This is a genomic window from Gloeomargarita sp. SKYB120 (assembly GCA_025062155.1).
Taxonomy (GTDB): domain Bacteria; phylum Cyanobacteriota; class Cyanobacteriia; order Gloeomargaritales; family Gloeomargaritaceae; genus Gloeomargarita.
In genome coordinates, this window is the sequence record JANXAM010000005.1 from 1 (window position 1) to 21,464 (window position 21,464).

The following is a 21,464-nucleotide window of genomic DNA, read 5'->3' on the forward strand; positions in this document are numbered from 1 at the left end:
CAGAGATTGTGGTATTCTAAGAATACTAGCACTTTTCCTAAGGATTTTCCAGAGTATTGCTTTAGCCAGTGTCTTCGTAGGGTAAAGCGATAAAAACTTTACACTCTTATCTGGATTAGCATCTGCTTGCTCCACTTGAGTCTTAGGCCAAGCCAACTCAATACGCATCATCTCAACAGCTCGGGTAGCTATTTCTCTGGCAAATGTAACATCAATAGGATAACTCACACTCATCTTTTTTCGCTGATGTGCTTCGTCAAAAAGTTTTATAGCTGAGCAGCTTCGGTTTGTCAGGGCGATGGCAGGAAACCCCAAGGTAGAGCTGCGCCCTGCGACCCAAGAGCTGACAACCATAGATGGCCCAGCTATATCATGCATTCAGTCATTTGCTCAAGTCTATAGTATTTACATATACGCTCACAAGCAGAACGCCCCATTTTTTACACTTCTCTGGATTGCTTAACAGAAGTTTAAGTGCCCTTACATAGTCGGAGAACTCCGATGAGCCCCGACGTACTATAGCAGGAAACATTTAGGTTGTCGCGCTTGGGAAGCAACCAATAGCGAAACATGTAGGGTTCCGGTTGCCGCCTATGTCAAGCATTGTGTGCTTAGCTATAAAATTCCGCAATCAGCTGTTACTAGCTCCCTCTGACCACCAACATCAGCTCCAACCGGCGTCACTCCCATTGCCATAGCTTCGTATATGGCTAATGAGATGCCTTCCTGTAAGGAAGGTAGGAAGAAGATATCGCTAATTGCAAGTAAATCTTTCATGCGTTCGTTACTAACAGAACCCAACATTCTAATTTCAGACATCCGATACCTTCTGAAGAATGATAGCAGGGTCGAAAAGAATGGCCCATCACCTGCAACTAAACCCGAAAAGGGTATATCAAGCCGCTTAAGTTTGAGAAAAACTTGTGGCATAGGCTGTTTCTGCTCAACTAGGCGACCAGCGTACAGAATAATAGGGTCAGAAACACCGATACCCATTTCTTTACAAACTTCCTCCCGGTTGTAACGGTCTGGGTTCCAGTCATCCGGGTCAATATTTGTGTAGCAAACTCTTATCTTGCCTTCAGCTGCACCTCGGTCTACCATCCATTGCTTGAGGTACTTTGAAGAAACAATTGTAAGACTGAGCTGGGACTGACTAATCATTGAAAGGCGAGGGTAACCACCACCTTTCCATTCCTCCTGCTCCATGTGCAAGTAATCTACAAATGAAACTTCTGGAAAGCAGCTACGTAGGTAAGGAAGAAGATGGTATGCAAGTTCACTATTAGCTATCAGAACAGTCTCTATCTGCCGTGACCGAATGAGGTAGCGAATAAAACGAGGATAATCACTCAAGTGAAGAAAATGGTCGAGAATGAAAATATCCGGCGTATACTTGGCAAATTCATAGTACCATGAGTTGTTCCCAGGGAGGGTGGTCACAATTGAAATTTCATAGTTGTGATAGCTTGTTAGTTGCCTTAGGATGTCTAGGTTGAATTTGTCTGCACCGCCCATCTCTAACCAGGCAGTAATTATAAGTAATCGCTTTTTAAAGGCCTTTAGAATGTTATCTGCAGGAAGTTGATCAGATATATCATGGTATGGCCTAACTGGATGTCGATAGACCTTAGGCATTCCTTTCTCCCACAAATCCGGATACCGCTCACGTAAGAGCTTGGCAAAGCGAAGCTGACGCTCAGCTCCATCCCAATTTTTCCACCGTTCTTTATGGTCGTCCCGACGGCGGTACCAACTCAGATACTCTGGGATTGTATCCCCCCAATAACCTTTATTGGCACACTTGAGCCAGAAGTCCCAATCTTCTAGTCCATCTCTATTGGTCTCATCAAATCCGCCAACCTCTAGGGCAACCGAACGATGAAACATGGCATTGGGAGTTACTCGATTTTCTTCTAGGAATTTCTCACGCTCGTGGAATCCCCCCTGCCAGAGATATTCTTGAGCACCAAATCCAAAATTATATCCTTGAACAAAGGCAAACTGTGGGTAAGATGTTAAGAACCAAAAGTACTTCTCAATAGCCGTCGGTTCGAGCATGTCATCTGAATCAAGATTGATAACGAAATCTGTACTTGCATTTTCAATTCCGATGTTCCGAGCGGCACTAAGGCCACGGTTGCTGGGAAGGTCTATAATTTTTATTCTTCTATCAATGCTTCTGTATCCATCTAAGATGGATAAGGCTTCTGGACTCGATGAACCGTCATTTACTATGATCCACTCCCACTCCTGAAAGGATTGTCCAAGAACCGACTTTGCTGTTTCATGAAAAACCTGACCTGTGTTGAAGAATGGAGTGATTATAGTAACGCGTGGTTCTCGAATCTCATCTTTCAGCACATACTCGTATTTAGGTCGTTTAGGCGAAACAGGAGTATTATCGAAGTCTACAGGTCCTATAGATAGCATATCAGTACCCCCAAATGCCCGTTCATCGCAGTAACAAGGTTAGAGCATTGTTATTCCAGAAGGGTTGACTGTCAATCACCTGAAATCCGACTGAGCAGCACATTGCTCTTAGAGCAGTCGCCGTGGGTAACCACCACCACGCGCCAAAATTATCCGTAGAGAAATTAACGGCTTCAGTAATTCCGCGTGCAACAGTTACTCCAGCATTAGTAGTCCAGTAAGTTTTCAAACAGTTCCTTTCTGTATCGCTAAGAGCAGGCACAAATATCACTCCCGAAGGCGGGAGAGCATAGTAACCGTCCTCGTTTTTGATAACCTCTGGGGTAACTGCTGATGTCAAAATCAGATATTCTTTAGTAATAGAGCGTAGCACGGTTAACATAAGCATTGGGTTGGGCAAATGATACAAAGCCCCTGAGCAATGAACTATATCGAAGGGGGTACCTATCTCAGCAGGGTTTACTGTACATATGTCTCCGATAAATGCATCATACTTAACTCCTATCTGCGCCATCCGTTCTCTGAAAAAGTCCCACCACTCGCTTTCTGGCGAAGCAACATCTAAAATTGCTAGACGATTGGCACCATACTTGTAGGCAACGGATACCTTCTCATTTAGACCACCCCACAAGCCACCAACTTCTAAGAATGATTTTCCTTCAACCACTTGAGCTATGTAGTTATCTCTGGGGTCTATAGACATGATGCCACCGCTTAGTTAGAAGTTCTTAGCCCACTGCTATACTGGCAATCTAGCTAAAGCGTACATAGTTAAAATGCCCAAGCGCCCAAATAGCTCCTTTAGCTTATCTCTTTGGGATTGAGGTACACCTAACAAATTAGCTAGCTTTTTCAAGACTTGCCAGATAGATGATCTTCCATGGGATGGAAACAACAAGTGATAGTCTTTTGCTGGATTAGTCCAGTAAATTGGCGATACCCAGTTCTGGTTGCATAAGTTAAACACGTCCTTCCCATAGAGCCGGTACAAGTCTAGATGTAAATTTGCGATTTGCTGAGCCAACGAATTATGATTCTGCAAACTTAAAGAACGGTACATAGAACCTTTCCTGACCCTATACCAAAAATATAATTCAGGTATTACAGTACACAGCCAACCTCTCCCGTTCATATTAACATACCCTTCCCAATCTTCAAAGCCCCCTAGCTTACTCATGATTACTTTTTGACCACCCACCTGCAAGTAGGCTGACTTTCTTACCACAACTGCTGAACCAATCATGTTGTGGCACAATAGGTAGGGAAATTCAGTTTGCCAGGCAATCCACTTACCATGAGAATCCCCAAAGTGTTGCACCCACGCACTCACCATACCGACGTTATCATAGTTTTGTAGGATTTGGACAGCTTTGGGGTAATAATCGGGATGAATTTTGTCATCAGCATCTAAAAAAGCTAGAAACTCCCCCGTTGCCACTTGGGCTAAACTGTTACGCGCTCCCGCTAAACCCTGGTTTTCGCCCCGATAGACCTTCAAGCCAGGGTACTCCTTCTCCACCTGCGTCAGCACCTGAAGACTCTCCACATCCGTGCTCCCATCATCCCAGATGATGACTTCCAAGTCATGATAGTTAACCTGGTAAACCGAGTCAAGCGTCTCCCGGATGTAGCGGCCCATGTTGTAGTAGGGAATACACACGCTCACTCGCCCCGGCACCCCCACCGGCCCCAGTTTCGGCGGATAGTCTATCTGACCCGTGGGCTTGTAGTTCAACGACGGATAGATGCGCCTGCTAGTCGCCTGGGTGCTCTCTATCACCCGTTGAAAATGCTCTATCCGCAGCGGAATAATCCGCTCTGGCGCACACATGCGCAACACCGCGTCTCGCGCATTTTGACCAATGCTTAGGTTCTCTTGCTCACTCAGGTTCAGCACTTGCTGAAGCTTGTTAGCAAAGTCGCCTGGAACATCCCAATCGAACACAAAACCGGCGGGTTTGTCGGTGTAATGAATCATTTCTTGCATCCCGCCATTGCGACTGGCCAGGACAACTTTTTGCAACAGCATCGCTTCCATGCACACGTTGGGAAAGTTTTCCCACAGGGATGGGATCACCACGCACCAAGCCTTGGCAATTCGCTCATACAATGCGGGCTTTTGCATGGCTGGTTCTAACACAAGCAAGCCCTGGTCAATGTATTTTCGATAGCGGTTGATGATGAAGTCTTTCATCTCACAGTTGCGCAACGGATAGAAGGTGCTATTGCCAATCAAGGTCAAGCGAAAGTCAACACCACTGTCCCAGAGTTGCTGGCATTCCCTGAGTAACTCCACCACCCCCTTGCGCACCTCGTACCGGCCAAAATAAACAATGTCTTTGGCTGTAGGGCCTTTTGAAAACCGAGCTAAGTCAGCTGTGGGAGATGGGTACGGAATGACATCGGAATTTTTCAAGCAGAGTTTCAGTTCCTGTTCAGTCTCGCTCAGGATAAAACTGCTAGGAGCAACAATACCATCGGAAGCTAAAATGCACCACTTTTCCATACAACCTTCCCACCAAGCCGGTAACTGGTACTCTGGAAAACCATTAATACGCCGAGTTTGATACTGGGCGGAATGCAGCGTTAGTACAATGGGGACATTTTCTAGAGCAGGTTCCCCCTGAAGTTTGCGCTGGAGCAAAAAGTAACTGAGAGCTAAGTACTCCTGAGACTCAATCACATTGGGTTTGCCATTCCGCTGAATGTAATTGATAACGGCTTCCGCTATCTGATAGCTCTGCGCCGGCGCTTGCGACATGTGGGTATAAGGAAAATCAAATGGCTTCCTTTTGAGCGGAATAATTGTTACGCCATTGATGGTCAGTTCGCCTGATGAATGGGCACGACGGTCGGAAAACCCAAACACAACCACCTGGTGACCAGCCTTGACCAATGCTTCCGAAATGTTTTTCACATATTGGGCAATCCCACCTGGCGCTGGATAGAGTTCGGAAGTGAGAATAAAAATCTTCATGCGACTCCCCTGTTTCCCACGCAATTCACGCCTGTTGCTCCCGAAGGTAAAAACATCTCAGCTCGACATATCTATGCTGCAATTTTGACTACATATCCCTTACCACTGAAGTTGCTTATCGTCAAGGTCTAGGAAAAAGCCTGGACAGTTGCTTTGCCCAAGTAGTAACTTAGACGATAGGCCCTACGCAGGTGTGGAATTGGATGAGCGACGTTCCCCAGCCGAGTCAAACGCCCCAGTTCGATGAACCGAAGTTCGGGTTCAACAGCTACAGCGAGCGGTTGAACGGTCGAGCGGCAATGGTGGGTTTTGTACTGGCGATCCTGATTGAACTCATCACGGGAAAAGGGGTACTCACCTGGCTGGGGTTGATCCGCTAGGGTAGAATTGAAAAGCCGGCGGTTACAAGGTGGGCAATGTCTTTGGTGCGGCGGATTCGTTCCTACTACAGTCGCTACCCGATGGTCAGTGTGGTGGTCACAGCGGGATTGATTGATATGGTCATTGGGGGAACGCGACCGGCATGGTCCTTGTTTTGGCTAGGATTGCTGGCGACAACGGGGACGTTGACCTGGCGCTGGCTGGCGTCTCGACGGACGACGACGCCCCCCGTTCCTGAACCACCCCGGCGCTACCTTACAAGCGAATCGAGCGCAAGTTCGTTGCCGATGCTGCGGATGAACCGGCGGTCAAATCCATGACGGAAACGGAAGCGCTCATCGCTGAAATCCGCCAGGCGGTGCAGAAACGGCGCAATTTTGCCATTATCTCCCACCCAGATGCCGGTAAAACGACCCTGACAGAAAAACTCCTGCTCTACGGGGGAGCGATCCAAGAAGCAGGAGCTGTGCGCGCGCGCCGCAACCAACGTCATGCCACATCGGACTGGATGGAACTGGAACAACAACGGGGGATTTCCATCACGTCCACTGTGCTGCAATTTGAGTACAATGGCTTTACAATCAATTTGCTGGACACGCCGGGTCACCAGGACTTTAGCGAGGATACGTATCGCACTTTGGCGGCGGCGGATAATGCAGTCATGTTGATTGATGTGGCCAAGGGGCTGGAACCTCAGACCCGCAAGTTGTTCGAGGTGTGCCGGTTGCGGAAATTGCCGATTTTTACGTTTGTGAATAAGCTGGACCGGCCAGGACGTTCGCCGCTGGAGCTGCTGGATGAAATTGAGCGGGAGCTGGGTTTGACGCCCTACGCCATGAATTGGCCGATTGGGATGGGGGACCAGTTCCAAGGGGTCTATGACCGGCAAGCGCATCGCTTCCATCTGTTTCAACGTGGGGAACGGGGACAAGCGGCAACCGAAACGGTTATCGCTCAGGGCGACCCACGTATCGAAACCCATCTAGACCGGGATTTGTATTACCCGTTGAAAGACGACTTGGAATTGCTGGATGAGCTGATGCCGGCTTTGGACCAACAGGCGCTCTGGCGAGGCGATATGACGCCGGTGTTTTTCGGCAGCGCCATGAACAATTTTGGGGTGGAGTTATTCCTGCGCTATTTTTTGGAATTAGCAGCGCCGCCGGGAGGCCATGACAGTAGCCAGGGATTCATTCCGCCGGACTATCCCGAATTCAGCGGGTTCGTGTTTAAATTGCAGGCAAATATGGACCCCAAACATCGAGACCGGGTGGCGTTTGTGCGCGTGTGTTCGGGCAAGTTTGTGAAGGATATGACGGTACTCCATACCCGCACGGGGAAAACCATTCGCCTGAGCCGACCCCAGAAACTCTTTGCCCAGGAGCGGGAGTCGCTGGCGGTAGCCTATCCGGGGGATGTGATTGGACTCAATAATCCGGGGGTCTTTGCCATTGGCGATACGATTTCCACTAGCGGCAAATTACGGTTTCCGGGGATTCCCAGCTTTTCGCCGGAGTTGTTTGCCTACCTAAAAAACCCCAACCCAGCGAAAGCGAAATCCTTTCAAAAAGGGGTGACCCAATTAGCGGAAGAGGGGGCGGTGCAGATTCTTTATTCCACCGATGACAGCCGGCGCGACCCCATCATCGCGGCAGTGGGGCAATTGCAGTTTGAAGTGGTGCAGTTTCGCTTGCAGAGTGAGTATGGGGTAGAGACGATCTTGGAGCCGTTGCCGTACAGCCTGGCGCGGTGGGTGGTGGGGGGATGGCCAGCCCTAGCCAAAGCCGGACGCTTGTTTAATACGGTTGTGGTCAAGGACGGACGGGAGCGACCCGTTTTGTTGTTCAAAAATGCCTGGAATCTCCAGCAAGTGCAGGAGGATCATCCGGATTTAGACCTGAGTCCAGTGTCGCCTTTGGATTGATGTTTACTGATCGAGTGTGCGATAGCTGCTGGGCACCATGACATCGGATAACCCAGCGAGAGCCCGGAGATTTTGGGTGCGTACCAACTCGGTGAAATTGAGACCCCGGCGCTCCAATTGGGCTTGACGTTCGATAGCTTCGAGTAGAGCGCGGGCCGCTTCTGCTTCGGTGTACCCCCGGCGTTGCGCCCAGGTCAGCGCCGCCTCGTCGGCCTGAAGTTCATAGGCAGGGGAACGGTAATAGCGCCACAGTTGCCGGACAGCGACCGCCGTTAGCCCAGCCCCCACTAGGACGCCCACGGCATCCCCCTGGACCCCTTGGGCAAAGACCGCAAAACTGCCCGCCAGGGCCAGTCCTTGGGACCAACCAGGCCGGAGCCAGGCAATTCCCCGCAACCACCGGTCCATGCGTAAAAACAATAAATCCCGTTGGGGAGACGTCAGGTTTTGCCACAGTTCAAAGTTGATGTGGACTGGTAGTTCCCAACGCCAGGGCCAGGGAAATGGCGCCGTGATCACCTGCGACTGCTGGGGACGGGAGAGAATGTGCACCCGCATCCGGCTACTGGCGGGCAACAAGTCCATCAGGCGGGCAATTTCCGCATCCCGGTCAAATGCATCCATCAGGACCCCTGGACAGTGATGGTCTCCAACACCTTTATTGTGCCATCGGGATTGACCGTCCAGATTTCATAGGCCCCTAGCACATCCCCCTGCGGGTCAAAATCCACCACGCTGCTGGCGCCCTGGAAATTGATGTCCTGGCCTTCCCGCAGCAACCGCAACCCTTCGCACACATCGGTCACTTCAACGCCAGGAGGATTTGCGACTGCACGGATCTTGTCGCGAATTTGAGCGCCTTGGTTCGATTGAGCCGCTTGGGCAGCGAGCACGAGCACGGCTGCAGCGTCCCAGGTGTTGGGAGCAAAGACATTGGGTTCTCGGTTAAACGCCTGCTGGTAGCGTTTTTGGAAATCCTGCAACCCCGGTCCACCGGCGGCTGGCGCTGTGCCCACCACGCCGGCAATAATCCAGCGTCCCTGGGGCGTTTTGCCCACGAGTTCCGCTAGTTTGGCTTCCTTCATGCCGTCGGTCAACACTAGGGGAATGCGCGGCACAAATCCCTGTTGGAACGCCGAGCGGATGATGACAGTGCCGGTTTCGGGGTAGCCCACCAGCACCACTGCCTGGGGATTGCGCCCAAACACCGCTCGCACCTCCGAATCGAAGCTGGCCGCCTGGGCTTCATAAAACTGGGTGACCACCACCTGCCCACCCCGCTGTTGCATTGCCTGCTGGGTCGCCTGGGCCAGTCCTCGGCCATAGTCGTTGTTGATGGCCAGAATCCCCACCCGTTGCCAGCCGCGTTTTTTCATCAGTTCCGCTAAGGCTTGCCCCTGGAACGAGTCCGGCGGGGCGGTGCGAAACCAAAACCCCTGCAGTTCCCCTTTCTTGGCCCGTTCGGTAAAGACCGGACTGGTGCTGGCAGGCGAAATCATCACCACTTGCCCTCGCACGGCAATATCGACAGCGGCGCCCGACACGGCGCTCCCTGCGGCTCCCACCACGCCAGCTACCCGGTCCACGTCCACTAGCTTGGTCATGGCGGCAGCGCCGGCGGTCGGTTGGGTTTGGTCATCTTCAGAAACCAACTGCACCGGTTGGCCATTGACCCCCCCACATTCATTCACGGTTTTCACCAGTAGGCTGGCGGCATCCTGCATCCCCGGCCCGAATTGCGCCAGGTCGCCACTTAGGGGCAACAGGGTGCCCACCTTGACAGCGCCTCCCCCCGCTTGACAAGCGGTCAAACCCAACAGCAACAACCACCACCCGCGTTTCACGGCCACACCTCCACCACCAATGGATTTGCCATTGCCATAATCATCACCGCCCGTTGACCCACGTCGCCACCAGTTGAATAAACCCAAAAATCGCCAGCAGGACCACCACCAGCAGAAACATCAAAAACAGCAGCGGCAAGCGTACCAACAGCAGGGACAACCCACTCAAGGGCGTCATCCGGCCCCAGACGTGATACAGGCGTTGCCACGATTGACCGTCCCAGTACCAGGCCCGTTGCGCCGGATAGGTACTCCCCAGTTGCTCCAAGACCTGGTCCCCTTCCTTGAGAATGAAGATTTGTTGACAACGCTCGCAGCCAAAGGCATCGGTCAGGGTAATCCGGCGTAAACGACCGGCCCGACGACAACAGGGACATGGATAAATCCGGTCCAGTTCAATCTTTTGGGCACTCCATTTGCCCATCAGAGTGGTTCCCTTCCCGATAACATCATTGTAAGCATCCTTGCCAGGCAGGGGATGACCAGCACAACCGGCATCAAAATTGGCATTGATGTGGGGGGAACGTTTACCCATGCCGTGGCGGTGGATACCCAAACCCACCGGCTCCTGGGCAAGGTACGGGTGCCCACCACCCACCGCGCCGCGATGGGCGTAGCAGCAGGCGTTGTCCAGGCGCTCCAGGAACTCCTGCGGGTCACGGGTCTCTCGCCCGCCCAGATCCAGTTGATTGCCCACAGCACCACCCAGGCTACCAACGCCCTGCTGGAGGGGGACGTGGCTACTGTCGGTATCATCGCCCTAAGTAGTCGGCTGCTGGGCTGGGTGACCCAGGCGCAAACTCGTCTCCCCGATATCGAACTCGCGCCCGGTCAATACCTCCCGACGCGGCACGGCTGGCTCTGTACCGATGGGGGCGTGCATCTCCCGGATTTGGCGCGGTTGGTGACCCGCTTGCAACAACAGGGCGCGGAGGTTTTTGCAGTCAGCGGCGCGTTTGCCGTGGACGACCCGGAACCCGAACGCCAGGTGGTGACGTGGCTGCGGCAACAGGGGTATCTGGCAACAGCGGGTTGCGAACTCTCGCAACTCTACGGTCTCGGGCTGCGTACCCGCACAGCAGTCATCAACGCCGCCATCTTGCCCCGGATGCTGGCGACGGCTGAATGCACGGAACAGGCGGTGCGGGCGGCAGGAATCACGGCGCCGGTGATGGTCATGCGCAGCGACGGGGGGATTATGACCCTGGAGGAGATGCGCCAGCGCCCAATTTTGACGATTCTCTCTGGCCCGGCGGCGGGTGTCGCTGCGGCCTTGAGCTATGCGCGCGTGGCCGATGGGATATTCCTGGACGTGGGGGGCACCAGCACCGATATTTCCGTCATCCGCCAGGGCCGTCCCCAGGTGAAAACCGCAGAAGTGGCCGGTAAACGTCTCTACCTGAAGGCGCTCGATATCCGCACGGTGGGCATCGGGGGAGGGTCGGTGCCCAGACTCCAGGGCAAACGCATCACCGATGTCGGTCCTCGCAGCGCCCACATTGCCAACTTGCAATACATCAGCTTTACGGACGCGCAACCCAACCCCGACCATCTCCAGCGGCAAACCGTTTCCCCGCAGCGCTATTTAGTCATCGCCCACCAGGGACACCCCACCTGGACCTTGACACCGACCGATGCAGCGCTGGTGTTGGAGGGGACGCTCTCGGCAACGGCCAAAACCCTGGTGTCCTGGTTGGCCGCCGATTTGGGGATGACGCCAACGACAATGGCCGAGCGGGTATTGCGGCTCGCCAGCCGGAAGGTGCGACGGGTGCTCGAGCGGTTGGTGGCGGAGTACGAGCTGGACCGGCGCGCCGTGGTCTTGGTCGGTGGCGGTGGCGGGGCCGCCGCACTGGTGCCCTACGTTGCCCAGCAGATGGGGCTACGGTGCTGGCTCGCGCCCGATGCCGAGGTGATTGCCGCGATTGGTGTCGCCCTGGGATTGCTCCAGGAAACCTTGGAACGGAGCGTTGTCAACCCGACGCCGGCGGATATCCAGGAATTGCGGCAACAGGTGGTGCAGGCGGTCAAGCGCATGGGCGCCCATCCGGCTACCATTCAGGTGCGGGTGGCGGTGGACCAGCGACAGCATCGGGTCGTCGCAACGGCCACTGGCGCGCTCGAGCTGCAAATCCCCGCCATGGGTGCCGAGACGACGCCTCAGGAACGGCAACTGCTGGCGGCCCAGGCGTTGAGATGTGCGCCGCCTCAAGTCGCGCTGGTGACGGAACTGGGGAACTACAGCCTGTACCAAAAACAGGGGCGTTCCCCGTATCGGCCCCTGCGGGTGATTCACAAAAACGGCGGGATTCACCTGGCGATGAGCCGCGCGGTGGCCTATGCGAGTACGGTGGGGGAACTGGGGCAAAAGCTGCGCACCTGGCTAGAGACCCACAAAACCTACGGCGACGGCGGCGAACTCTACCCGGCCCTGTGGGTGCTGCTGCCAGACCGCTTGGTCGATAGCTCTGGGTTGGTGACGCCGGAGCAAGTGTGGGCGTTTCTCCAGATGGAGCTGGCCAGCGAACCGCCTGAACAACCAGTGATAGCCCTGTTGGAGGTCCGTCGCTAGACGTTAAACCGGAAGACAATCACATCCCCTTCCTGCACCACGTAGTCCTTGCCTTCGCTGCGGATCAGGCCCTTGTCCCGCGCTGCCGCCATCGAACCGGCTCGCACCAGGTCCTCGTAGCCAATCACCTCGGCGCGGATAAAGCCCCGTTCAAAGTCCGAGTGAATGACGCCTGCTGCCTGAGGCGCCAATGTCCCCGCTTTGATGGTCCAGGCGCGGGTTTCCGTTTCCCCCGTGGTCAAGAAGGTGCGCAACCCCAGCAGTTCGTAGGTCGCCCGGATCAAGGATTTCAGTCCACCTTCGGTCACCCCCAAGCTCGCCAAATAGGCTGCCCGTTCCTGCGGGGGCAATTCTATCAATTCGGCTTCTAGTCGGGCAGAGACTCGCACCACCTTGGCGTTTTCTTGGGCAGCCAACGCCTCCACCTGGGCAGTCCAGGCATTGCCGGTGGCCAAGTCCGCTTCGCTGACGTTGACGGCGTAGATCATGGGCTTGGCAGTGAGCAAATCCAAGGGCCGCAACAGCGCCCGCTGCTCCTGGTTCAGGGGCATTTGCCGCACCAGCGTGCCGGTGTTTAACGCCGCCGCCACCTCCTCCAGCAGTGCCACCTCCGCCTGGGCGTTCTTCTGGGTGCGGGCCAGCTTTTTCTGTTTCTCCCGGCGGCGTTCCACCTGCTCCAGATCCGCCAGCGCCAGCTCCAGGTTGATCACCTGGATATCCCGCACCGGGTCCACCGAGCCGCTGACGTGGACAATATCGGGGTCGTCGAAGCAGCGCACCACCTGCACAATCGCATCCACCTGGCGGATGTGGGAGAGAAACTGGTTACCTCGGCCCGCGCCGCGACTGGCTCCCTCTACCAACCCGGCGATGTCCACAAATTCAATCTGGGTCGGCACGATCTGGCGCGAGCGGGAGAGTTTCGCCAACACCTCTAGACGCTCATCCGGCACGTTCACCACACCCCGGTTTGGCTCAATCGTGCAGAACGGATAGTTGGCCGCTTCCGCCTTGGCGTTTTCCACCAGGGCGTTAAACAGGGTGGACTTGCCCACGTTCGGCAACCCAACAATCCCAGCTTTCAACATGGCGGTTGTCCTGCTTTCCTAGGGAATCGGAACATTTCTGAACATCTTCTAAACTTTGTGGGACGGGGTCAAAAAGATTCTGTAGGATACAGAAGGAATGTTTTGCCCATCTTTATTGTTGTTCAGGCGAGGAGAACATGCGCGCGTTATTAACGGTGGTATTGACGACGGTGCTAGCGCTGGTGACCTGGGTGCTGCCGGCGCAGGCGGCGGACCTAGCGCACGGGGCTAAGGTGTTTGCGGCCAACTGTGCTGCTTGCCACGCCGGAGGACGCAACGTGGTAGTGGCTAGCAAATCCCTGAAGAAAGAAGACCTAGAAAAATACGGCATGGACTTGCAGGCCATCATTTACCAGGTCACCAACGGGAAAAACGCCATGCCCGCGTTTAAGGGTCGTCTAAGTCCCACCGATATTGAAGACGTGGCCTACTACGTGCTCGACCAGGCGGAAAAGGGCTGGTAAAACAAGGGGCATGGGCGGCGGGCGTTGGTTGGTCACAGCGCTGTTGCTGGCAAGCCGGACTCACCTCGTTATGGCGCAGGAGACGCCGGAGCAGTGGCGACAGTGGTGGCAACCAGCGCTCGTGTATCTCACCAGCGGTTATCGCGCCCAATGGCGGTACGACCAGCGCACCTGGACCACCCAGTTTACTGCCCAAGGCACAGGCATCCTGGTGCATCCGGATGGGGTAGTTCTTACAGCAGCATCGGCGCTCCAGGCCACTCGGCAACCGCCAGCGCAGGTTCAACAAGGGCTCCTGACCGACCTGGCTCGCCAGCGTCTAGAACTCCACAATCAAGCGTTTCCCGCTCGCAAAGTCCCCCTCACGCCGGCCAACCTGCAGGAGGCCGTGACCCTCATCCGTCCGCACGCCCGACTAGAACAACGGGAGCAGGTGCAGGACCTGTGGATGGCGGGTAGTCCGGCGGAGCACGCGCTCAGGTTTCAAATTCAACACCAAATTCAACACATAGATCCCAAAGCAAGTCTGGCGCTGGTCACAGTGCCCTTGACGGCAACACCAACGCTGCGGTTGACCGCGACGCCACCACCACCGCCAGGGGTGCCCATTTACGCCTTGACCCAACCCTCTCCCACTGTCAGCCCAAGGGCGGTCTTGCACAAAGGCACGTGGACCGGCCAGGGTCCCCAGTTTTCTCAACCGGCCCTGCTCAACGGTGCCCTGGTTTTTACGGCTGAGGGGAACGTCCTCGGGATGCTAGTGCGGCACAACCAGCAGGTTCGACTTGTGCCCACCCAGGTGCTCCAGGGATTTTTGCAGAGGGCGGGAGTCATCAACACTGACAGTCCCGTCAACAGGCTGTGGCAACAGGGCTTGCAGGCCTTCTGGCGTGGGCATTACCGTCGCGCCCGTTCCCAGTTTCGCCAAGTGCTGCATCTGTACCCGCATCACTACCCCGCCCAGGCGTTACTGGCGGAGGCCGAGGTCGCGATTCGCCAGGGCAAAGACCGCTCCCCTTGGGACGGCTGGTTTTGGGTGGTCCTGGGAGGAGGCCTTAGCGCTCTCGTGGCGATGGGATTCGTGCGCCGCCAGCGGCGTGCTCGGCGGATTCCCCCAGGGCAGCCTGTAGACCCGACCCAACCCTTGGGAACCCTTGAGGAGATGCCCACGCGGCTGGTGATGCCACCGGCAACCTCGTTGAGCCGGTCTAGGTGCTTGGTGGCGCTCGCAGGTCCGCTCCAGGGTGCGACATTTCCGCTGACCGGCGATTGTTACCTTGGGCGCGACAGCCAGCGCTGCCAGATTGTCATTCCCGATCCCCACGTTTCCGGCCAGCACGCTTGGATCCGTCTGGAGGGCGACCGGGTGTTCCTGCGGGACTGCGGCTCTACCAACGGCACCTTTCTCAACAGCGTCCACACGCCCCGGATTACCGAAGTCGAATTGCGCGACCAGGACGTGATCATCCTGGGCCAGCAGGGCACGGTGCAATTCCGCTTCTGCGTCGGTCAGTAGGCCCCACCCGTCAAGCCACTTGAGTTTGCCAGCATACGACCCGCGCGATGACCAGCCGATTAGGCCGCCCCTAGCCCGTGTCCGCCTAGCCTGACCCCTGGGCAACTCACTATACTGGAGGCAGGTGATGCGATGGGCGACGGCCATGACGCCTGTGAAGGAAGGGATGCCTGCGCCAGACTTCCAACTGCCCGATACGGACGGGCGGCTGGTTAGTCTTTCCCAGTTTCGAGGGCAATGGGTGGTTTTGTACTTTTATCCCAAGGACGACACCCCCGGCTGTACGGCGGAGGCCTGCGCCTTTCGAGACAGCTATGAGGCCTTTCGCGCGGCAGGGGCAGTGGTGATTGGCGTCAGCGGCGACGATACTCCCAGTCACCAGCGCTTTAAAAGTAAGTACAATTTACCTTTTATCCTGCTCAGCGATGCGGGCAACCAACTGCGGCGCACCTACGGCGTACCGGCTACCTTTGGGTTGATTCCGGGACGCGTCACCTACGTCATTGACCCGGAGGGCGTGGTGCGGTTGGTGTTTGACTCCCAGTTCAATTTCCGCGCCCACGTGGACAAAGCCCTGGCAACCATCCAAGCAGCAACCCGATGAACGAAACATTCTTGACCCGGGAAGAGTCGGCTCAGGTAGATGCGGCGCTCCTATCTTCCCACGAAAAATTTTTGACCCGCTTGACCATTTCCTCCCTGCGCCTGCTCATCCACATCGCCCAGTGTTACCAGGTGCCAGTGGAACAATTGACCCCTCGCCAGATCATTGCCTGGTTTGAGCAGGACAGTAAAAAGCGGCGCGAGCAGGGTCCTGAAGCCGCCTTTCTCAAATGGGGAGATGTGAGGAGTGAATCCGAAGGGTTGGACGACAACGCTGACGCTTAACCCCGGCCCCGAATCGGTGGGGGTGGCGCAAAGGGTTCCACCGGAACGTCCACAGCGGGCGTGGGAGGATAAAACACGCCTTCACGGACGCACTCGGGTCGCTTAACGGGCCGACAATTCAGGTCGAACAGGGACGTGGTGTAGGGGTTGGGCAAATCCTGCACCCGCAAGGTCGGCTCCGGAATCTGACCCTGGATGTCCATGATGTTGACGTTCAGCTCTGAGACGTTGCGAACGTCAGTCTGCACCGCAATTTCGGGACCCCCCGGCGCAGTTTTTAGGCGGCCAATGTGCAAGTTAAACAGGGTCTGGGCTTGACCCGCCAGCCAGGACTGGTAGTAGTAGCCCCCCGTATTCCCGAAATACACCTCGTTGTAGAGACGCTGCAGGGGCAACGTGTTGGGGCCTGCCGTGAAATGGGGATAACCGTTGGGATAAATCCTGAAAAAATCCGCTCTTGCCGGCGCGGCCACCCCCATCACCAGACCGCCGACCGCCAGCATCAGTAATCGTTTCATAGGCCAAATTCACTCCTCAAAATGCGGGGATTACACAAACCTGCTGTCTTCACTATAGTGGAGTTCCTGGGTCTTGCAAAGCCCCTAGAATGGAAGGGGAATCCGGGCAAGGCGGCATGACTGTCGAAGTGCGTTTCCTACCCGATGGGGTAACGGTGACGGCAACGCCAGGGGAATCCCTCCTTAGCGTGGCGCAGCGGGCGGGTGTGGTGATCCCCACCGGTTGCTTGATGGGAGCCTGTCACGCCTGCGTGGTGGACTGGGAATCCCCAACGACTGAACTGGAAACGGTGCAGGCCTGTTTGACCAGCATCCCGGCGGGCGTGACCCACCTGACGGTCTATCTCGACCAGGACCCCACCTGGTAATAATTCTTAAGCACTGAGGCGGTGGCATAAAAACGGGGTTGGCCTTAAGCTAAAAACAGCCTGTGTATGGGAGGAAGCGATGATCCAACGGGGTTCAAAGGTGAAGATCCTGCGTAAGGAGTCCTACTGGTACCAGGACGTGGGGACAGTCGCCTCGATTGACCAAAGCGGCAACATCAAATATCCCGTGATTGTGCGGTTTGACAAGGTGAACTACACCGGCTACAGCGGCGAGCAGGGCGGCGTCGCCACCAACAACTTTGCCCTAGACGAACTGGTGGAGGTCGAACCGCCCCCGAAGAAAGGCTAAGTCTTTGCCGGAACTGCCGGAGGTTGAAATCGTTCGCCGGGGCCTGGCGCACCTGACCCTTGGCCAGCCAATTCGTGAGGTTGTGCTCCTGCGCCCAGACTGTGTGGCGGGTTGCGCATCGGCGTTGCAACGTGAACTTGTGGGTCAAGCGCTGGACCAGTGGGAGCGCCGAGGCAAGTATCTGCTGGGGCGTTTGGGCAACGGCGGGCGCTGGGTGATCCACCTGCGCATGACGGGGCAATTGCTGTGGTTACCCCAGCCCCAACCGATAACCAAGCACACGCGGGCGCGGGTGTGGTTTCAAAACGGTGCCGAGCTGCGGTTTGTGGACCAGCGCACCTTTGGCCGGTGGTGGTGGGTGCCCCCTGGTCAAGCCGTGACGGACGTGGTAACGGGTTTACGGGGTTTGGGACCCGAACCTTGGGACTGCGACGTGGACATTCTCTGGCGCCGTTGCCAGCAAACCCACCGCCCTATCAAAACCGCTCTGTTGGACCAGACCTGGATTGCTGGGCTAGGGAATATCTACGCCGACGAGAGTCTCTTTCTCAGCGGTATCCGCCCCCAGACCCCCTGCGCTCAACTGGCTTATGACCAGGTGGCGCGGTTGCATCAAGCCATCTGCCGCGTTTTGGAGGCCAGCATCGCCCTGGGCGGAACGACTTTTTCCCACTTTCGCCATGTGCAAGGGATGAACGGCCATTACCTGGACCAAGCCTGGGTCTACGGGCGAGCGGGGCAACCCTGCCGGGTCTGCGGGACGCCCATCCATCGCAGCCGCATCGCCGGACGTTCGAGCTACTGGTGTCCCCGTTGTCAGGCGTAAACGGCGGGGCCGACCAGGCACTGGTACTGAATGCTCTCCACCTGCGGACTGCCGGGGTGGATGGTGCCCGCGTCCGTCAACACGTACTCGTCACGCCGGATATGCAGGGGCGCCTGGCCCAGCGGGTAGATGTAGGTGCCGTTGGCGCTCTGGTCCACCAGGACAAACTTGCCGCGTCGCCACTCAATTCGCCCGTGCTGGCGGGAGACCTGGTCACAGCGAATCACCAGGTCATTGTCCGGTGCCCGGCCCAAGCTGAGGGTGGGGTGCTGCTCATCGAGGTAATACACCTGGTTTTGGAATTGCAGGCGCAGGCGGGTCACGGTCGGCGTTGGTGGCAGGGGCACAGCGCTGGTCCCTACAATCGTGGCGTCGGACGGGTGGGCCACGATTTCGTAGACTTCGATGGGTCCGCTTTTGCCCCGCACCAGCGTCCGGTCCACCAGCCGCTTTTGCAGCGACAGGGACGGCTCTATCTGTTGCAAGGTCGCTGCTGGCACCAGGATTTGATTGCGCTTGGCCAGTTGCACCATGCGCGCCGCCACGTTCACGGCATCCCCAAACAGGTCCCCATCCGCCTGTTCGAGCACTGGCCCGTGATTGAACCCGACCTTCAACCCGGAAATCACCTGGCGTTTGTGGAAAAACTGGGTGGCCTGGTCGAGCATCTCGAAAGCGGCCTGGGCGGCTAACACGGGCTTGGGAAACCGGAGCATGATTTCATCGCCGATGGTTTTGACGACCCGCCCCTGGTACTTTTTCCCCACCTGCTGGAGCAGTTGCAGGCAATCGCTGATCAGCACCAAAGCCGCCTCATCCCCCAACGTTTCGTAGAGCCTGGTACTACCGCTGATGTCGGCAAAAAGAACAGTGGCCTGATTGTCCATGCCTTGGGGGGTTGAAAGTCTCCCAAAATATCATAGCCCAAGGGGTTGAGACTACGGCTCTGCGACTTTCCCCCGATTTGACTATAATAAAAAATACCGGCGTTTCGGGCTGTTGATTGAGGGAAGACCCTATGGAGAGCATCCTTGCCAAGTTGAGAGAGTGGCTACGACGTCTGTTGGATGTCTTGTTGGGGCCGCAGCCTGAACCCGAGCCGGTGCCGGTTCCTGTAGATGACCGCCGCTAGGTGCGCATTCTGGTGCTCCACGGCCCAAACCTCAACCTGCTGGGCCAGCGAGAGCCCCATATTTACGGAACGTGGACGTTGACGGCTATCAATGAACAGTTGCAGGCCCAGGCGCAGGAATTGGGAATAGCCATCGAATGCCGTCAGTCCAATCACGAAGGGGTTCTGGTGGATTGGATCCAGCAGGCGGCGGGAGTATTTGACGGCTTGCTCATCAACCCAGGGGCCTACACCCACACCAGCCTGGCGATTGCCGATGCCATTCGTGCCACAGGCTTGCCGACGGTGGAGGTGCATATGAGCAATATCTATGCGAGGGAGACCTACCGCCACCACTCCTGGATTGCGCCGGTGGCCCTTGGCCAGGTCAGCGGGTTTGGGGCGGCTAGCTATCGCTGGGGACTGGCAGCCCTGGTGCAGTACCTGCGGCAATCGCCTGCACATTCTCTGCCAGCGTAAGGCAGATTTGGTCCAGGGGCAAATCGTCTGGGTCGAGGCCAAAGGGGTCCTCCAGTTGGTGGCCCAGCTCCTCAATGCCAAAGAGAATAAAACCCACCAGCAGAGCCACCGGGGCCGTCCACAGCCCCACCTTGGTCACCAGCACCACCGGCAAGCACAGGCAATACAGCAGGATCAACCGCCGCAGGTACACCACGTAGGGGCGCGGCAGGGGAGTTTGGCGAATCCGCTCGCAGGCGGTCAGGCCCTGGATTAGGGTGTTGAGCAACTGGTTTAGCTCCAGCAGCCGCACCGTGTCCATCCGTCCTTGTTGAAACTCCTGCTGCAAGTAGTCCTGAATCCACAGCACTACCTGCAGGGGCCGGTGGGAACTCTGGGCCAATTGCTGGAGTTCGCGCGGGGAAAAGTAGGGCGCCAGAGCTTGGTTATCGGGGTCATTGCGCAGGTGCAATTTCACCGCCACCGCAAACCCTGGCAACATCTGCAAAACCGCCTGGCGTCGCTCTTTTTCCAGTTCGGTCGTCACTGGAACGCACAACTGCAGGGTGCGCGCCAGATTGCGCACGTTCACCACAATGTCGCCCCAGGCCTTGCGCCCCTCCCAGAACCGGTCGTAGGAGCTATTGGTGCGAAAGACCAGCAACAAGCCCAGCACCAGGTTATAGACCACGCTGTTGGTAAGTTCCCCCAGCGCTCCCAGGGGCAAGGGCCACTGCTGCCGCCAGGCCCAGACAATGCCAGCGGCATACAGAGTAAAGACAATTAGCAGGGGCAAGATACGGGACAACACCGACCCCCGCCAGGCGACCACTGTGCGGAACCACATGCGGAGCTTCTCCAGCGGCGCGGGCGATTTAGCCGTCATCGGTTGTCCGAAACTGGCCAATCATTTCCATACTACGGTGGATGGTCTGACACAGCTCCTCCAGGGGCAAATCGTTCACGTCCAACCCAAAGGGATTTTCGATCTCGCAGGCCAGCTCCTCCACCCCCATCAAAATAAAGGCCACGATGCCGACAATGGCCACCACCGCCCAGCCCAGTTCCGGTTTCAGGCCCAGGGGCAACGCCAGGCAATAGACCAAGATCAACTGCTTCAGGTAGATGACGTAGGCCAAGGGCACTGGCGTCTGCAAAATCCGCTCGCAGGTGGCTAGGCCCTGGATCAACTGGTTGAGGGCGTCGTCCAACTCCCAAGCGCGATTCGAGTCCAACCGCTGCTGCCGCAGCTGCTGCTGAAAATAGTCCTGCAACCAAAGAGTGATATACAGCGGGCGATTGGAGGCGTGGGCAATTTCCGCCTGCTCCGCCGGGGTAAGAAAATCCGCCAGTTCGCTGTTGTCGGGGTTTTGGCGCAGGTGGAGCTTGACCGCCACGGGAAACGCCATCAGCAGCCGCAGGGCCCGCTTTTTCGCTCGCCATTCCGCCTCCGTTGGGGCCGGGATACTCACCTGCACCGTGCGGGCCAGGTTACGCAGGGCAATGATCATCTGACCCCAGGCTTTGCGCCCTTCCCAGTAGCGGTCGTAGGAACTGTTGGTGCGAAACACCAACAGCAGCCCCAGCACCAGGTTGTAGGCCACGTTGGCGGTGACTTCCCCCAGGATGCTGATGGGCAGGGACCAGCCCCTTTGCCGGGTCCAGACCACGACCGCGCTGTAGCCCATAAACAGCAGGACGCGGGGCGCAACCTGAGGCAAGACCGACCCCCGCAGTTGGAACGCCAGCCGAAACCAGGCCTGTCTGGCTAGGACACTCAACCGT

General features: G+C 56.6%; 24 protein-coding genes. 12 read left to right on the top strand and 12 right to left on the bottom strand.

The annotated features are described in order from the left end of the window. The 4 genes from NZ705_03210 to NZ705_03225 form a co-directional block, all read right to left on the bottom strand. Nucleotides 1–354 (bottom strand): hypothetical protein (locus tag NZ705_03210; protein ID MCS7291969.1); only part of this gene is annotated, 354 nt, incomplete at its 3' end. A gap of 261 nt (nucleotides 355–615) precedes the next feature. Then, nucleotides 616–2,433, bottom strand: a complete 1,818-nt coding sequence (locus NZ705_03215) for a glycosyltransferase (GenBank protein ID MCS7291970.1) — start codon at nucleotides 2,431–2,433, stop codon at nucleotides 616–618. 22 nt (nucleotides 2,434–2,455) lie between these two features. After that, entirely contained in the window at nucleotides 2,456–3,136 is a 681-nt protein-coding gene (locus tag NZ705_03220; GenBank protein MCS7291971.1) for a class I SAM-dependent methyltransferase, read from the bottom strand. Between the two features lie 36 nt (nucleotides 3,137–3,172). Next, nucleotides 3,173–5,410, bottom strand: a complete 2,238-nt coding sequence (locus tag NZ705_03225) for a glycosyltransferase (GenBank protein MCS7291972.1) — start codon at nucleotides 5,408–5,410, stop codon at nucleotides 3,173–3,175. 203 nt (nucleotides 5,411–5,613) lie between these two features. Between NZ705_03225 and NZ705_03230 the strand changes: the two genes are divergently transcribed. Genes NZ705_03230 through prfC form a run of 3 tightly spaced genes read left to right on the top strand, consistent with a single transcriptional unit; the run spans nucleotide 5,614 to nucleotide 7,715 of the window. Further along, nucleotides 5,614–5,790 (top strand): chlorophyll a/b-binding protein, encoded by a 177-nt coding sequence (locus NZ705_03230; protein ID MCS7291973.1) that lies wholly within the window; start codon nucleotides 5,614–5,616, stop codon nucleotides 5,788–5,790. A 36-nt stretch (nucleotides 5,791–5,826) separates the two neighbouring features. After that, nucleotides 5,827–6,111 carry a hypothetical protein gene (locus NZ705_03235; GenBank protein MCS7291974.1) on the top strand — a complete coding sequence of 95 codons (285 nt, stop codon included), beginning with the start codon at nucleotides 5,827–5,829 and terminating at the stop codon, nucleotides 6,109–6,111. After that, the gene (gene prfC, locus NZ705_03240; GenBank protein MCS7291975.1) at nucleotides 6,108–7,715 is read left to right on the top strand and encodes a peptide chain release factor 3; all 1,608 of its coding nucleotides are present in this window, start codon (nucleotides 6,108–6,110) and stop codon (nucleotides 7,713–7,715) included. Before NZ705_03235 ends, prfC begins: the two co-directional genes overlap by 4 nt. A 3-nt stretch (nucleotides 7,716–7,718) precedes the next feature. On the opposite strand, the gene NZ705_03245 is transcribed toward prfC, so the two are convergent. From NZ705_03245 to NZ705_03255, 3 genes are read right to left on the bottom strand one after another with little or no spacing between them, the layout of a single operon-like run. Continuing rightward, on the bottom strand, nucleotides 7,719–8,339 hold the full coding sequence (locus NZ705_03245) for a DUF3318 domain-containing protein (protein MCS7291976.1): 621 nt from the start codon (nucleotides 8,337–8,339) through the stop codon (nucleotides 7,719–7,721). After that, a complete protein-coding gene (locus NZ705_03250; protein MCS7291977.1) occupies nucleotides 8,339–9,559 on the bottom strand; it encodes an ABC transporter substrate-binding protein in 1,221 nt (406 codons plus the stop codon). The genes NZ705_03245 and NZ705_03250 overlap by 1 nt, the downstream gene beginning before the upstream one ends. 43 nt (nucleotides 9,560–9,602) lie before the next feature. After that, nucleotides 9,603–9,983 carry a hypothetical protein gene (locus NZ705_03255; GenBank protein MCS7291978.1) on the bottom strand — a complete coding sequence of 127 codons (381 nt, stop codon included), beginning with the start codon at nucleotides 9,981–9,983 and terminating at the stop codon, nucleotides 9,603–9,605. 54 nt (nucleotides 9,984–10,037) lie between these two features. Here NZ705_03255 and NZ705_03260 point away from each other — a divergent pair, with 54 nt between their 5' ends. Continuing rightward, nucleotides 10,038–12,131 carry a hypothetical protein gene (locus tag NZ705_03260; protein MCS7291979.1) on the top strand — a complete coding sequence of 698 codons (2,094 nt, stop codon included), beginning with the start codon at nucleotides 10,038–10,040 and terminating at the stop codon, nucleotides 12,129–12,131. Here NZ705_03260 and ychF read toward each other — a convergent pair. Then, a complete protein-coding gene (gene ychF / locus NZ705_03265; protein MCS7291980.1) occupies nucleotides 12,128–13,219 on the bottom strand; it encodes a redox-regulated ATPase YchF in 1,092 nt (363 codons plus the stop codon). The two genes, NZ705_03260 and ychF, sit on opposite strands and share 4 nt — an antisense overlap. Nucleotides 13,220–13,356: 137 nt before the next feature. On the opposite strand from ychF, the gene NZ705_03270 reads away from it, so the two are divergent. The 4 genes from NZ705_03270 (at nucleotide 13,357) to NZ705_03285 (ending at nucleotide 16,087) form a co-directional block, all read left to right on the top strand. Further along, nucleotides 13,357–13,683 (top strand): c-type cytochrome, encoded by a 327-nt coding sequence (locus NZ705_03270; protein MCS7291981.1) that lies wholly within the window; start codon nucleotides 13,357–13,359, stop codon nucleotides 13,681–13,683. A 10-nt stretch (nucleotides 13,684–13,693) separates the two neighbouring features. Further along, nucleotides 13,694–15,199 (top strand): FHA domain-containing protein, encoded by a 1,506-nt coding sequence (locus tag NZ705_03275; GenBank protein ID MCS7291982.1) that lies wholly within the window; start codon nucleotides 13,694–13,696, stop codon nucleotides 15,197–15,199. A 145-nt stretch (nucleotides 15,200–15,344) separates the two neighbouring features. Beyond that, nucleotides 15,345–15,803 (top strand): peroxiredoxin, encoded by a 459-nt coding sequence (locus NZ705_03280; protein MCS7291983.1) that lies wholly within the window; start codon nucleotides 15,345–15,347, stop codon nucleotides 15,801–15,803. After that, nucleotides 15,800–16,087 carry a hypothetical protein gene (locus NZ705_03285; protein ID MCS7291984.1) on the top strand — a complete coding sequence of 96 codons (288 nt, stop codon included), beginning with the start codon at nucleotides 15,800–15,802 and terminating at the stop codon, nucleotides 16,085–16,087. The genes NZ705_03280 and NZ705_03285 overlap by 4 nt, the downstream gene beginning before the upstream one ends. Here the strand turns inward: NZ705_03285 and NZ705_03290 are convergent. Further along, on the bottom strand, nucleotides 16,084–16,605 hold the full coding sequence (locus NZ705_03290) for a hypothetical protein (protein ID MCS7291985.1): 522 nt from the start codon (nucleotides 16,603–16,605) through the stop codon (nucleotides 16,084–16,086). The two genes, NZ705_03285 and NZ705_03290, sit on opposite strands and share 4 nt — an antisense overlap. An 89-nt stretch (nucleotides 16,606–16,694) precedes the next feature. Between NZ705_03290 and NZ705_03295 the strand changes: the two genes are divergently transcribed. The 3 genes from NZ705_03295 (at nucleotide 16,695) to NZ705_03305 (ending at nucleotide 18,109) form a co-directional block, all read left to right on the top strand. After that, on the top strand, nucleotides 16,695–16,973 hold the full coding sequence (locus NZ705_03295; protein MCS7291986.1) for a 2Fe-2S iron-sulfur cluster-binding protein: 279 nt from the start codon (nucleotides 16,695–16,697) through the stop codon (nucleotides 16,971–16,973). Nucleotides 16,974–17,052: 79 nt separating this feature from the next. Continuing rightward, the gene (locus tag NZ705_03300) at nucleotides 17,053–17,283 is read left to right on the top strand and encodes a photosystem I reaction center subunit IV (protein ID MCS7291987.1); all 231 of its coding nucleotides are present in this window, start codon (nucleotides 17,053–17,055) and stop codon (nucleotides 17,281–17,283) included. A 4-nt stretch (nucleotides 17,284–17,287) separates the two neighbouring features. Then, entirely contained in the window at nucleotides 17,288–18,109 is an 822-nt protein-coding gene (locus NZ705_03305) for a DNA-formamidopyrimidine glycosylase (GenBank protein MCS7291988.1), read from the top strand. Here the strand turns inward: NZ705_03305 and NZ705_03310 are convergent. Continuing rightward, nucleotides 18,100–18,996 (bottom strand): adenylate/guanylate cyclase domain-containing protein, encoded by an 897-nt coding sequence (locus NZ705_03310; GenBank protein MCS7291989.1) that lies wholly within the window; start codon nucleotides 18,994–18,996, stop codon nucleotides 18,100–18,102. The two genes, NZ705_03305 and NZ705_03310, sit on opposite strands and share 10 nt — an antisense overlap. A 245-nt stretch (nucleotides 18,997–19,241) precedes the next feature. Here NZ705_03310 and aroQ point away from each other — a divergent pair, with 245 nt between their 5' ends. Continuing rightward, the gene (aroQ, locus tag NZ705_03315; GenBank protein ID MCS7291990.1) at nucleotides 19,242–19,700 is read left to right on the top strand and encodes a type II 3-dehydroquinate dehydratase; all 459 of its coding nucleotides are present in this window, start codon (nucleotides 19,242–19,244) and stop codon (nucleotides 19,698–19,700) included. On the opposite strand, the gene NZ705_03320 is transcribed toward aroQ, so the two are convergent. Both NZ705_03320 and NZ705_03325 read right to left on the bottom strand, forming a co-directional pair. Then, a complete protein-coding gene (locus tag NZ705_03320) occupies nucleotides 19,627–20,565 on the bottom strand; it encodes a hypothetical protein (protein MCS7291991.1) in 939 nt (312 codons plus the stop codon). The two genes, aroQ and NZ705_03320, sit on opposite strands and share 74 nt — an antisense overlap. Further along, nucleotides 20,555–21,460: a hypothetical protein gene (locus NZ705_03325; protein ID MCS7291992.1), complete on the bottom strand. Its 906-nt coding sequence runs from the start codon at nucleotides 21,458–21,460 to the stop codon at nucleotides 20,555–20,557. Before NZ705_03325 ends, NZ705_03320 begins: the two co-directional genes overlap by 11 nt. Between the last annotated feature and the right edge of the window lie 4 nt (nucleotides 21,461–21,464).